11 protein-coding genes are annotated in these 12,934 nt (G+C 54.5%); 10 read left to right on the top strand and 1 reads right to left on the bottom strand.

All coding sequences use genetic code 11. The annotated features are described in order from the left end of the window. Positions 1 to 198: 198 nt before the first annotated feature. Positions 199 to 576 carry a hypothetical protein gene (locus HPY52_15020; protein ID NPV81549.1) on the top strand — a complete coding sequence of 126 codons (378 nt, stop codon included), beginning with the start codon at positions 199 to 201 and terminating at the stop codon, positions 574 to 576. Between the two features lie 57 nt (positions 577 to 633). Here HPY52_15020 and HPY52_15015 read toward each other — a convergent pair whose 3' ends face one another. After that, complete coding sequence (locus HPY52_15015; protein NPV81548.1) at positions 634 to 2,103, bottom strand: hypothetical protein; 1,470 nt, start codon at positions 2,101 to 2,103, stop codon at positions 634 to 636. A gap of 610 nt (positions 2,104 to 2,713) precedes the next feature. On the opposite strand from HPY52_15015, the gene HPY52_15010 reads away from it, so the two are divergent. From HPY52_15010 to HPY52_14970, 9 genes are all read left to right on the top strand, one after another. Continuing rightward, positions 2,714 to 2,866 carry a hypothetical protein gene (locus HPY52_15010; protein NPV81547.1) on the top strand — a complete coding sequence of 51 codons (153 nt, stop codon included), beginning with the start codon at positions 2,714 to 2,716 and terminating at the stop codon, positions 2,864 to 2,866. Beyond that, positions 2,863 to 4,104: a type III-B CRISPR module RAMP protein Cmr1 gene (gene cmr1 / locus HPY52_15005; protein ID NPV81546.1), complete on the top strand. Its 1,242-nt coding sequence runs from the start codon at positions 2,863 to 2,865 to the stop codon at positions 4,102 to 4,104. Before HPY52_15010 ends, cmr1 begins: the two co-directional genes overlap by 4 nt. Next, positions 4,101 to 6,278 (top strand): type III-B CRISPR-associated protein Cas10/Cmr2, encoded by a 2,178-nt coding sequence (gene cas10, locus HPY52_15000; GenBank protein ID NPV81545.1) that lies wholly within the window; start codon positions 4,101 to 4,103, stop codon positions 6,276 to 6,278. The genes cmr1 and cas10 overlap by 4 nt, the downstream gene beginning before the upstream one ends. A gap of 5 nt (positions 6,279 to 6,283) precedes the next feature. Beyond that, positions 6,284 to 7,570 carry a hypothetical protein gene (locus HPY52_14995; GenBank protein NPV81544.1) on the top strand — a complete coding sequence of 429 codons (1,287 nt, stop codon included), beginning with the start codon at positions 6,284 to 6,286 and terminating at the stop codon, positions 7,568 to 7,570. Between the two features lie 61 nt (positions 7,571 to 7,631). Beyond that, on the top strand, positions 7,632 to 8,546 hold the full coding sequence (cmr4, locus tag HPY52_14990; protein ID NPV81543.1) for a type III-B CRISPR module RAMP protein Cmr4: 915 nt from the start codon (positions 7,632 to 7,634) through the stop codon (positions 8,544 to 8,546). 29 nt (positions 8,547 to 8,575) lie between these two features. Then, positions 8,576 to 9,031 carry a type III-B CRISPR module-associated protein Cmr5 gene (gene cmr5, locus HPY52_14985; protein NPV81542.1) on the top strand — a complete coding sequence of 152 codons (456 nt, stop codon included), beginning with the start codon at positions 8,576 to 8,578 and terminating at the stop codon, positions 9,029 to 9,031. Then, complete coding sequence (gene cmr6 / locus HPY52_14980) at positions 9,003 to 9,836, top strand: type III-B CRISPR module RAMP protein Cmr6 (GenBank protein ID NPV81541.1); 834 nt, start codon at positions 9,003 to 9,005, stop codon at positions 9,834 to 9,836. The genes cmr5 and cmr6 overlap by 29 nt, the downstream gene beginning before the upstream one ends. A 106-nt stretch (positions 9,837 to 9,942) precedes the next feature. Further along, positions 9,943 to 11,487 carry a WYL domain-containing transcriptional regulator gene (locus HPY52_14975; protein NPV81540.1) on the top strand — a complete coding sequence of 515 codons (1,545 nt, stop codon included), beginning with the start codon at positions 9,943 to 9,945 and terminating at the stop codon, positions 11,485 to 11,487. Further along, positions 11,441 to 12,592, top strand: coding sequence for a WYL domain-containing protein (locus tag HPY52_14970; protein NPV81539.1), 1,152 nt, complete (start codon positions 11,441 to 11,443; stop codon positions 12,590 to 12,592). The genes HPY52_14975 and HPY52_14970 overlap by 47 nt, the downstream gene beginning before the upstream one ends. Positions 12,593 to 12,934: the final 342 nt, after the last annotated feature.

Genomic DNA, 12,934 nt, shown 5'->3' with positions numbered 1-12,934 from the left:
CATCATGTAAGGACTGTACGCTGCCTCCTGTATCCACCTTCTACTAGCCATCGATATGAGAGCCTTAACCTGTCCTGCCTTATCTTTCTTCAGGTATAAAGAAACTACTTGATATTCATGTATTTCAATGTGATAATAACTACGTGAGCTATTCATATTTCGCTTCAGCAATCCATACGATAGGAAGGAGGATTTACGGTGAGTTCGGGGGTGCCTAATTTGAGTAAATTTACGAAACCGACCTTTACGAAAGAGCAAATAATAGGTTCCAGCGAAGTTCAGCGCAAATGGAGATCACAGGTGGAATCAAAGCTACGGCATCAACCCTACCTTGTGATGTTCTCAGGGTCCAAACCTAAGGCTACTATAATGGATTATGAGAAGTTTGAGGCCCTCTGGCAAAAGGCTCAAGAAAGCTCCGAGCTCCTCCTGGAGCTTGAATCGCTCCGCCGTGTTATGTCCGCCGCTGATCCTACTAACGCAAAGCTTCTCTCATTAAAAGAGGTTATGGCCAAAGCGAACATAACCGAAGCTGACCTGGAGGAGTCTCCCGATGTCGAACTCGAGTCTGAATAGCGTCCCTGGTATCCCTGACAATATTGTTTTCCTGACTCGTCACGCTGACTTGTAGTGTTAGAAGGACACCAGGCAATGCCAGATGTACATGTGGCCAAGGTTATCGATCTTCTCCCAGATCTGCCGGGCGAGATCGGGATCGCCCGTAATGTAGGGGAGTTCCTTCGCTTTCTCATCCCAGGGGATGCAGACACCGGGAGCAGCTTTGCCGAGGGCGGCTTTCGACCCGGCGGATCCCGGAATCCGGTCGCCCGGGTCCAGGTTCGGGGCAAGGTCCGCCTTCTCCTTTTCCGGTCCAGCATGGGCAGTGATAGAACCCTGGGGGGAACTCGATGATGAGTAGACACCATATTCCCTGACGAAATCCGTCATGGCCTCAATGTTCTCAACCCTGGCGTCGTTCTGGATGATGGCGCTGGCATCGAGGATGTAGCCCCCGTCTCGCGCTACTCCGTCGATTACCTTCTTGCAATGGTCCCGGACCTCATCCGGCGACCCTATGGCCAGGATGAGGTTTGGTATGCCGCCGCTCAGGCAGAACTTATGGCCGAGCTTCCTGTGAACCTCGAAGATGTCGCCCCTGTCGACATGATAAACGATGCTCGCATCGGGCAGCTCGGCGAACCGGTGGAGATGGCGGTTCCAGTCCCCTTCGGCATAGAAGAGGGTCTGGTGACCGTGCGCCCACAGCTCCTCGATGACCGGCTTGAGGGTCGGCCAGTAATGGGAATCGAACTGTTCCGGGGAGAAGAATGGGACGCAGCCGCGATGCATCCAGAGGCCTACCGGGACGTTCTTCTCGGGGTCTGCGCCGCCGAGAGCGACGTGCAATAGATGCGGCATCAGGGCTTCGCAGGCAGCAAGCACCTTATCCGGCCGCTCGAGCATATCCATTGCAAGCCCAACATAGCCGCGCAGCTTGTCTGCCAGTATATCAAACGGGGCCTTCAATATGCCGGAAATAGCCGACACCATGCCGAACTCCGACCGCAGGCGCGCACTTTGCTCCCCCAGGGCGCTGAAGTATTGCATCATCGCCATCCCGCCCTTCAGGAAGGATAGGTTATTGCGGTATGTGGCGGGTGTGCCCGGGGGACACACATCTTGCGACACGCGTGGCAGCCAAACGTTAAACAAGAAGCCGGTCGGGTCCTCGATGAGCTGGTCGTACTCATCAGCCCGCATGAACGCCTGGCCCTCCGGGGGTTCGCGATACTGAAAGCCTGTGTTCGGGGGCAGATCGATCCCGGGAACCCCATAGTACTTCAAGCCAATGGCCTGGGTAAGCCCGGTCCATACATAGACCATATTGCCGACAACAGCATCCCAATCGAAGTGGGCAGCGCATTTGCGGACCGCGTCGAAAGCCTTCTCATAATCATGCGTCACTTCTTGACAGGTGTAGCCTGCAAACTTGGCTGTGAATTCGGCGGCAAACGGCCGGATCGGGATCCGGTCGGGCTTCCCGTTTCGCATCGCCGTCACATAACGCCGAAGCCGTTCCTGGTAAACTTGTTCCGTATTCATCTTCCCACTTCCCATTCCTTTTTCATTGCTTCCTCCGTGCGACAATCCCCTCGTCATCGGGCTAAGGGTAAGGGTTGCAACATCTCGATCCCCTCGTTATAAGGCCGGGAATCGCAATAAGGCGCGCTCCTGACATCAATACAGATTTATCAGAACCTTCAGCCCTCTATCCTTATTTAAATATTCCACCTTGGGCGGGGTTTTCCTCCGCAAGGATAGGTATTTTGTACAAATTATCGTGCCACCGGAGCTGCCCGGTTTGGTCAATCGGTGACTCAGTCCCTTTGCCTGTGGCCGCAGGGTTCTGATTAATCCTAATTTTTCTTCTGGCCTGATCTATCTGGCTTGATCTATGTCGAGAGGCTTCGTACCCGGGCAATGCAACCTCCCGAACACCTCTACTATGCGATTCCTGCGGGAACCCGCTCAATCTAAAGGACATTTCGATAAAGGAATATGGGGAATGGCGTCGAATTATTCCAGAAAGTGGGGCGATCTCCAACCCAATTTCAGATGCAGCAGATTAGAGTCTCATTCTACCTTATTACGGAATGAATTCCGCAAGAATTTTTAGAACACCGATTCCTGGCGGATTCCCCAGAAGGAGATTTTGGATAGGGTCAAGTCTAGCAATGAGCATCAAGTGCAGATACTGGCGAGCTACGGGCCCGGGTCCGGGTTTGTGGCGGAGGGCTACGGACTAAGGTTCGAGCTTGTGTCGGTGCGCCGGAAGATCTCGATTGCGAGGTGGTGCGGGAATTGAGGAAAGTAAGTGTTGTATTGCGAGTTACGACCCCGCTCTTCATGGGGGGCGCGCAGAATACCCGGGCGGAGTTGCGTGCTGCTAGCTTTAAAGGGCTCCTGAGGTTTTGGTTCCGTACGCTCAGGTTTGACTGTATGCAGGAAGCCAGGATATTTGGCAGCACATCGGAATTTAAGGATTCTGCGGGGCAGCCGGCAGGACAGTCTCTAGTCCTGCTGAACGTCAGGGAACTGTCAGTTCAGAAGGTTTCCAGCCTCCCCAAGGGGCATGAATGGTCTGGGAGTGGCCTGGCCTACCTTGGATATGGTGTGACAAAGTCGACGGGTCCGAATGGCTGTACTCCGGTTCGCGAATGCTTCGCGCCGGGCTCCACATTCCAGCTTGACCTTACCTTCCACCCGCAAGCTGACCCTAAGGATATTCAATGGGTATTACGAAGCCTCTGGGCTTTTTGGCACTTTGGCGGTGCCGGGTCGCGGAGCAGGCGTGGGTATGGTTCTATTGGGCTTGAACACCTTGATGTGACCGGCCTGCGGGTCCCGGATATCTTTGCCGCTGATAGCGTCAGAACCCCAGTGGAATTGGCACGTTTGCTGAGAGGGCTGATTTCTGCCTGGCGCAACCAGTCCACCAGCGATACCGGGACGGACACGGCGAACGGTGGACAAAACGGTGGACAAGATGATGAGATTCCCTACACCAGGTTTTGCCAGGGCACGAAAATAGTAGTCGCGCAGCCCAAGAATAGCTGGGAACAGGCCCTAGCTTATGTGGGGGCCGAAATGTTGAATTTCAGGTCTTTCAAGAGGCAGAGGAACTTCCCTGATGACCACGACCTGATTGCCGATTTTCTTACAAAGGGCAAAGCTGATAAGGCTCCCCGCCGCGTGGTATTCGGACTGCCCCACAACTACTTTTTTACCAGTCTTCCTAAGGACAGCAGAAAGGCGTCTGTAAATGTGGCCGGCGGCGGTGGTGAATCCTCTGGGCGCCGCGCGAGTCCACTTTTCATTCATATTCATCCTTTAAAAAACGACAAGGTGACGCAGTACGTGCCGGTATTGACCTTCTTGCCCTGCGAATTCCTACCTGCAGGCGCCAGGATCAGTATATCAGGCGAAGTGCGTGGCAGAAACACAGAGGTAAAGGTTCCTGTTTCCGCCAATGATTACGCCCCGATCGAGGATTTCCTCAGGAGGCTTACGCATCAAGGCGCTGTGGAGGTGACACTGCCATGACCGGTGAAGATATCATTTCGAACGAGGAGCCGCAGCAGAGTCTCCAATTCACCTTTTCTCCTGTGCAGGCGTTCGTGGCGCAGGCGAAGAAGACCCGGGATCTCTGGGCGGGTTCTTACCTTCTCTCATACCTTGCGGGTTCGGCGATGTTGCCGATCCGGCGGCGTGTGACCTTTCCATGCGTCGAGAGCGATCCGCTGATGGAGATGTTGATTGGCATCCAGGCCTGCAGATCGTCGGAGGAGGGCAAGTCCAAGTCTATTCAGGATGTCAGAAAGGCTAATGAATATCAGACAGGCTCACCCAGGATAGGGGACCTGAGACCCTACCTGATAGGGTCGCTTCCTAATAGATTCCAGGCTGATGGCGATTGTCCCGAGAAACTTGCCAGGATGGCGGAAGAGAGACTTTCTGCTACATGGAAAAGGATCGTGGACAAGGTTTGGGGTCTTCTCTCCAGGATCGCTAATAAAGGGGAGACGCTCCTGGGACCGGTCCAGGAAGAGGTTTGGCGGCGCCAGACTGAGAACCTCTGGGAGGTCCTGTGGGTCGCAGGAAATGGCGCTGCAATGGAAGAGCGCAAGCAATGGAGAATTGTATTCCCTCCCGCGGAACCGGGAGAGCGCTGCACTGTCTGTGGAGAAAGGGAGGCATTATCCCCGCCCTGCCAGTCGCCACCCCGCTGGGAAAGGGATGCGTCACCTGCACCTAAGTGCGCAACAAGGAGGGAGGTACGGGAGTACTGGGCGAAGCTCGCTTACGCTGTTGCTTCGGCGGGGCTCGGGCCACAGTTTGAATTAGACGGTAGTGAACGTCTCTGCGCCATATGCACTATAAAGCGGTTATTCCCATGGATCTCCGGTGAGATTCCCGACCTTGAGGAGAGAAGATACTTCCCTTCCACTCCGCATATGGCTGCCCGGGACTGGCTAAAAAGGGTCGCGCAGATGGCCGCAGAGGATCCCGCAGTTATCGAGGCCGTCAAGAGATTTATTCTTGAGGCAGAGCAGGCTGGCGTTAGCACCGAAAGAAGTTCGCAGGGAACGACGGAGGACAGCGAGTTCGAATGTGAAGACCTTAGGACGCGGGTCAGCACGGGGGACGCTGGAGAGAGGCTGGGACAAGGCTACTTGAACAAGTTGAGAAGATTCAACGGCCATGTCTATTTCCCCGAATCTATAAAGGCGCAAAAGGACTTGCTACGTCGTCCAGAAAGACGGGCGCCTTTGCTCGAGGCCCTCGTTGAGCTTCAGAAATTGACCGGTTTCCCTGAAGGGCCATCACCATACTATGCCCTCCTCGTGATGGACGGTGACTGGATGGGAGCTCTCCTGTCCCGGCACGCCAGTGAAAGGCGCGAGATATCTATGGCCTTGTCACGATTCAGCCACAAGGTTCCTGAAATCGTGCATCGTTACGACGGTGAAACCATTTACGCGGGCGGCGATGATGTCCTGGCGATCTTGCCGGTGGGCTCTGCGCTCAACTGCGCCCTGGATCTACGTGATCTATACCTGGAATGCTTCCGGCAGGCAGTACCGGAGGTAACAGCTACCACTTCAGCGGGTATCATATTCGCCCACATGAACTCCTCCCTCCAGCAAGTAGTAGCCGATGCGCACCGGCTGTTGGACAAAGAGGCAAAGGATGCTGCAGGTAGGAATGCATTCGCTGTGCGAATCTGGAGACGCGGTGGTCCTGATCTCACTTTCTCGAGACCATGGGAAGACCCGGCCGGCGACGGAGAGAGAAGGCCGATGAGTTTCATAAAGGACCTCGAGAAGTTCGGTGACGGGATATCCAGCGGAGAGTACTCATCCAAATTCCTTTATAAACTCCGGGAGATCTTCCAGTTGATTGAGGGACCTTCATCCGATTGCAGAGAGGCTGAAAAGCCCGGTGCTCCCGGGGAGATCCAATTGGACGATGAGGACCTCGAGGACATCATAGTCGCTGAATACCTTGACAATCGAGAGATAGGAAAAAAGGAAGAGGAACCTCATGAGGTCGAGCGGAAAGCGCGGGAACGTGTCCGACTTCTCATAAGGCTCTCCAAGCCAGCGTCCTGGGAAAGGGGCGGGAGCGGTTCCGGGGAATATAAGGTCAGCTATAAGCAGCGAATAGAGCCAGGTGCTTTCATACTGGCTAGATTCCTGGCGCAAAAAGAGGTGTGAGGGCAATGGGCGCAGCAGAACTGTGGTATATGACGCCGCGGGATACAGTCTACTTCGGTGGTGGCATGCCATTTAACGCAGGAGAAGGTGGCTATCTTCATTCCATTTTCCCCCCATCTCCACGCATCATGCAGGGATTTGTCCGCACAGCCATACTGGCTGCCCATGGGGTGGATTGGGATTCATATTACAAGGACTACTGCAATATATGTGGTAAACCAGCGTCACTATGTGAGGTATTGGCCACAGTTGGATCCGCCGGGTGCTACGATGATATGAAACTCGACCTTCGAGGGCCCGTGATAGCAGAAGATATCGGAGGTGGGCCCTCAACACTGCTGTTTCCTGCTCCAAGGGACCTTGTGTGCAAAGGGGAGAAACTGGTCAGGCTGGCTCCGGGGGGCAAGGAGATAGTATGCGACCTCGGTTCGGTCAGGTTGCCGCGGATCCTAGATGAGGACGTGACGGAGAGGAGTTCCGGGAGCCAGCGAGCCTCGGAAGGTACCACTGAACATGAACGAATAGAGGATCTTGCAGATTATTGGATCACCGAAGAGGGGTTCATCGAGTATCTCAAAGGTGGGGAAGTCCATAGGAAAGACCTGCGTCACGCAGGGAATATTTTCGGGAATGAAAACCGCACAGGGATCGGGCGCAATAATGCAACGGGTGCAGTGAAGACCGGACTCCTCTATTCCCTCGGACATGTGCGTCTAAAGAAGGGTTACAAGTTTGCTGAATGGGTGTCAGGCGTTCCCCCTCAGACGCAGCCATCCAGGATTCAGATTCTTGGCGGAGAAAAGCGGCTGTCTTATTTAGACAGGGCGGCTGCCGCTGGATGGAATGCGAATCTCGGGGATCCCGGGCTGAAACAGCACATTGCCCGGAAAATCGACGCAGCTGGAGGCCGGTTTAAGTTGGTCTTTTTGCAACCTGGTCTCTTGGACTTAGATGGTGCGATCCTCCCCGTGACTGGAGGGACTCTGGGTATTGTGAAACTCCGGTCTCCATTTGGGCATTCGTCCGTTGTCTTTTCGGGCCTCCCTAAAGATCTCGGCGCTATACTGGTGTCAGCCTGTCAACCCAGGCCGCAGCGGATTGGTGGATGGAACATGGCAGCTCGTGAAGGGCGCGGAGAGTCTATCCCAATGGAGCACGTCATCCCCGCCGGCAGCGTGTTCTTTTTTGAAGCGCGGGCCGTGGGAGAAGAGATTGTGGAGGCGCTCCATGGTGTAAAACTGGGGCGCGAGACACGTATTGGATTTGGCGAGGTAATGGTGGGGGCTTGGTAAGCCCGGGACGTGGCGCTGAGTCGCAAAGCAAGACTAATACAGAATGCGAGGAGGAATTGCGATGCAAGAGAAAAATGTAGTGCTGGTATTCTACGCAACCACCTTCCTGCACCCCGGTTCTGGCTCTACTACCGGGACAGTGGACCTTCCGGTTCAGAGAGAGGTTCACACGGATTTCCCATATGCTGCAGGCTCGGGCCTGAAGGGGAGCCTGCGCGAAAAGGCTGAGCGGAATGGAGAGAACGGGGAGAAGGATCCTCGAGTTGTGATTGTCTTCGGCCCAGAAACCGGCGGCGCAGAGGAGTCAGCTTATGCGGGATGTCTCTCGGTAGGTGATGCGAGACTACTCGCTATGCCGGTCCGTTCTGTGACAAACACATTCATGTGGACGACCTGCCCACTCGTTTTGCAGCGGCTGGCGCGAGACGCCGAGATAGCCGGAATCGAGCTGAACCTGGTAGCGCCCAGGCCGATAGAAAATAGTCAAGCATTTGTACCCGCAGGTGCTGGCCTCCCTGATATACTGGTGCTGGAGGATGTAGATTTCAGAGTGAGTGAGTCAAATGAGGCCAGTGCAATAGCCCAGGAGATTGCCCAGAAATTATTGCCTGGCAGCATTGGACCTCATTATTTTGAGAAATTCAAAAGGGATTTCGTTATCCTGAGTGATAACCGCTTTTCCTATTTCGCTCGCTACGGGACACAGGTCTCCGCGCGTATAGCACTTAATGAACGAAAAACGACAACCGGGGATGGCGGGAACCTGTGGTATGAGGAGACTATTCCACCGGAGACTGTGTTCTACTCGATCCTGATGGCGCGAAAACCACGTTCACCCCAGGCCGCCTCAGATATCAAGGATGCCAGGGATGTCATGGATTACCTCTCGGGTACCGTGCTCTCTGATGGGTTCTTGCGTATAGGGGGTAACGAGACAGTCGGCCAGGGCTGGTGTCTTGTCAGGGCCGTATCATAATCGAATCGTGTCATGAGGGGGTTGTAAAGATGCTGTTGGAGCAACAGCGGGCTTCGTACGCATTGAGCTACGTCAAGGAAATGTTAAAGGTCAACAGCGACCAACAGGCGAAGTACGTAACGCTTGTGCAAGGCGCGCCTGCCATGATTATCGCCAACGGGCTGGGCCAGACCGTGGCATTCTGGCTTGATAACTGCCAAAATGGAAGAGGGAATCACCACCATGATGCCTCGTGGCTCCTATATAACCACCTGTCTGGGTGGCTTACTGATAAACGGCACCTGTATACTCCGAGCCAGGATCAGCAAAGAGGTCTCCTGGGGCTTATCATAGATGGCAATACGGATCAGTACCTAGCTGCGCAGGAGGAGAGCCTGGCGCTCCTTGCCTGGCTCAAGCGGTTTGCAGTTGCTTTCCTAAAGCCGGTCTCGGACTCGAGAAGCGGGGTGAAGGATAATGTATCTGGTTCCTCCGGGAATTCGTAAGGCACTGGAAGGCCTTCAGGGGTTGAAAGCTGGGACCGCCAATGTAGGATTGATCTACGATAAGTTTATTAACCTCTGGCCACACTGGCCAGAAGAGGACCTCGACCTCGGTGCAGAAAAATGGAAAGCACAAAAAAAAGGATTCAGGGACTTCCTGGTGGATCAGATAGCGGATCATCTACAGCAGCACAAGCAAGTTGGCGCCCTCCTTCTAGATCTACACCAGCGAAGAAGAACGCTGGCCTGTAGATTGGGAGGTAAGGTGCTCCAGGCTACAACCGCTAGCCGGCTGGTTATCGGGCTTGGGAGCCAGCACCCCTTTGAGACCGGGTTCATATTCCACCGTACGCTGGGGGTGCCGTACATACCAGGCTCCTCCATCAAGGGTTTGCTCCGGGCCTGGGCGGATCCAGGGAATGACAAGGTGAAGGGATGGGGCGCGCTGGGTAGCCGCGAACGCGTGTTTGAACTCTTCGGCGATACTGATGAACACGGTTGCGGGCGGCTCATCATTTTAGATGGACTTCCTGTGTCCAGGCCGCTTCTGGAGATAGACATCGTAAACCCCCATTATGGTCCTTATTACCGTGATCCAGCGGGCCCCCCGCCTGCTGATTATTACTCGCCGGTCCCGGTCCCGTTTCTGACTGTGGCGGCAGGGCAAAAATTTGAGTTTATCTTATTGCCTGCATGTGGCGGGTGGCATCCTGAGGACCTGGACCAGGAGGCAAAGTTGCTGATGGACGCGCTGCAAACCCTCGGGGTCGGCGGCAAAACCGCAGTAGGCTATGGGATATTTTCATGATGTTCGTGGGGTCGCATTATAATTGAGCTATCTCCTGCCAGGCAGGTTTTCCATGAGACGCTTCGTAACCCCTCATTCGCCCGGGAGTCGGGAGGCTGGCCTTGTTATGAAGGAAGCTATACTGAAGAAGAACAAGCTACCTGAGCATTATCAGGAACTCGAGGCGCTATTACGGGACGGTAAGCCGCTGAATACTGCCGAACTAGCGAAGCGGTTTGGTGTCTCGCGGCGCACTCTACAGCGATGGCTGAGGGCGATATCCGGCGCGACGACCGGCCCATTCAGGACGCGCGCCGCCACGCGCGCCGCGGCACAGGCTATCCCAGCTGTAGCTGTCCGGTCACATAAGTCAGGACAGCAGGCCGGTATGGAGCATGTTCTCTCAATGAAAGCTACGCCCGTAACCGATAAGGAATGGAGGGCGCTGGACTACCTTAATTTCCTGTGGTGCCGGCGTATCGCCCGTCGCGATGAACTCATTGCCATGGCCAGGCAACGCCATGCAGATATCTCAGAACGAACCAGGGAACGCGACATGGCCGGCCTGATAGCCGAGGGATGTATTGAGCGAGTTGGGCCAGATTCGTCCTCTGCCTGCTATCGCCTGGGGCCCCAGGTAGCCTCCAATCCTGAATTTTCCAGCGAAGAAGCGGCCCGCTTATTGGGTTACCTGGAGCTTCGCATGCGGACCTGTCCGGACCGCAGTGCTCTCGCTGGGGTGTATGCGAAGGTTGCGCGCCTCGCTCGGCTTGGACTGGGACGGGCTTCCTTTGCCGGACTTGTATCCGATGTGCTGACTCATTCGCGCTACTGCATTATCCAGGGAAGACGTCCCCGGGTGGACATCCAAGAAACCTTGATGCTATATGCAGTAGAGATAGCTATCTCTCAACGGAGAAAGCTGCGCGTTGTTTATCAATGGAAAAGCCCGAGCACTGTCATCCCTGAGGCGGCTGCCGCGGATGCCACCATTCCGGGGGCGCCCGGTCCAATTGGCGGTTCACCACAGCTGGTAGATCCCCTTGGGGTCCTGTATTACTGGATTTTGGATGCATGGTACCTGGTTTCCGAGATGCATGGTGGCGGTGCGAGGACAGGGCAAGGGGATTTCCTTTCATACAACCAGGGTGCCACAGATAACTTACAATTATGGCGCCTTGACAGGATACGATCTCTATCCGTCACGGATATCCCTTATGTTTACCCAGAGGATTTCGACCTGCGTTCGGTATTTGCTGACCGTTGGGGTGTGCAAGGCGGGGAAAAGGTTCATGTGAAGGTTCGCTTCTATAATGATTTTAATGTGATCAGCCGGATGCAAAGGGAGACGGTTCACCGCAGAAACAGGAAGATATGCGAGCTCTTAGACGGCAGCTGTATCTTTGAGGATGACATATCGGGCCTTGACGACTTTCGAATGTGGCTCCGAGGGTTTGGGGCTTCGGCAGAAGTGCTGGAACCTGTGGGTCTAAGGGACGCCATGTACCAGAGCGCTCGCAAGTTGCTGGAGCGCTACCATATTATGATGTATAAGGGACTGAATAAAGGAAATGGATTGAACCAAAGGACTGAGCATGATGGAGTCTTTACTGGAAATGTGGCCGGTGGAACGACTTGGCAGGATCCTATCTTTACTGGAAACTCACCCTGAGGGCTTAACTGTCGAGGAGTTGAGCAAACTCTGTGTGGTTTCCACCGAGGTGATTGCGAGTGATCTGAAGAAGCTGGAGGACTGGGGGGTTCCCCTCTATGATCTAGACGAAAAAGGACTCTCGGGGTTACCGAAGGCGCAGCGGCATGGCTATATAAGATGGGCACTCGTGCAGGACGGGGAAACGCGGTTGTGGCCTCCGCTGAGGTTTACCGACCGGGAAGCGCGTGCTTTCCTCGATATCGCCGCAGGGGTGCAGGACCCGGTCCTCGCATCGGCAATGAAGAAAGCATACCAGGCGCTGCACCCGCCTGGTATGTCCGGCGGTGCCGGGTTCGCCGGGCCTACCGGGCCTGACCATGATCCGGGCTCCTCCGCTACTGTCAGCACAAGCTCATGGATGGGGGAGGAGAATCGTTACAGGGTAATTAAAGGCTTGCGTACATTCTATGAATCCCATGCTATTGAAACGTACGTGCATATGTTTGAAGACGCAGCGAGGCTTGCTCGTCACGTGCAGGTTCTGTATCGTCCAAAGAACGTTGGCTCTGCCTCGGTCTCTAGGTGTACGGTTTTTTCTGTGGTCGTGGAGCCTCTTTGCGTTGTTCTCGAAAATGAGCGGGGAGTATGGTACCTGGTAGGGCGCTATATCGAAAGGCGATCTCAGCCGCTGCCGGGAGTCGTGGATGGACAGATCATTATATTGTCGACTGACCGTACCGATAGAGTAGAGATTCTGTCAACCTCGTTCAGGCGGCCGAATTTTAATATGGAGGACTACTTTGCCCCGGCTTGGGGCATAGGGGTTGACGAAGAGCCCGTGGCAGTCTGTGTGAGATTCTATGATGATTTCAATGTGATCGAGAAGGTGGCCAACCGCGCAGCTTCGCGGCGAGAAGCACGGCTTGAAAGAGAGTCCAACACTACGTACATATATGCCGACGTGGTCGCAGGCCTTGACGAATTTCGCCGGTGGCTGCGGTCCTTTGGTAGTTCGGCGGAGGTATTGGATCCACCAGAACTTCGCCTGGTCATGCGGAAGACCGCCGAGGCATTGCTCTCGCTCTATGAAGGGAGAGGCAGGCCATGGGATGCAACCTCTTGACTGAAAACCCGTAGTTGTCGTAAGACTTACGGTGCGATGTCAATAGGTAAATTAAAGAAAATTTTGCATAACCCCATTGACTTTAACAATTTCAATCCCCTCGTCATCGGGTCAAGGACTGCAACGTTGTTCAAGTTTATGGTGTCGAAGATGCTGAGAAAAAATTCTTAGCACGCATAACTCTTGGGATAGGTAGCGGTGAGGTTGTTAGTTATGCGGTGAGTATCCAACATTTGCCGCTAAACAAAGTAGCTAGCCCTGTGCTACCATTAAGGTAAGCAAAAACCAAATAATGGAGGCACAGCATGATGACGGCTAGCTACGCTATAATTATACGCTTCA

The sequence above is a fragment of the Bacillota bacterium genome (assembly GCA_013178415.1).
Classification (GTDB): Bacteria; Bacillota; SHA-98; order Ch115; family Ch115; genus Ch115.
The sequence above is the reverse complement of the archived record's forward strand: the minus strand, read 5'-3'. Positions and strand labels throughout refer to the sequence as shown.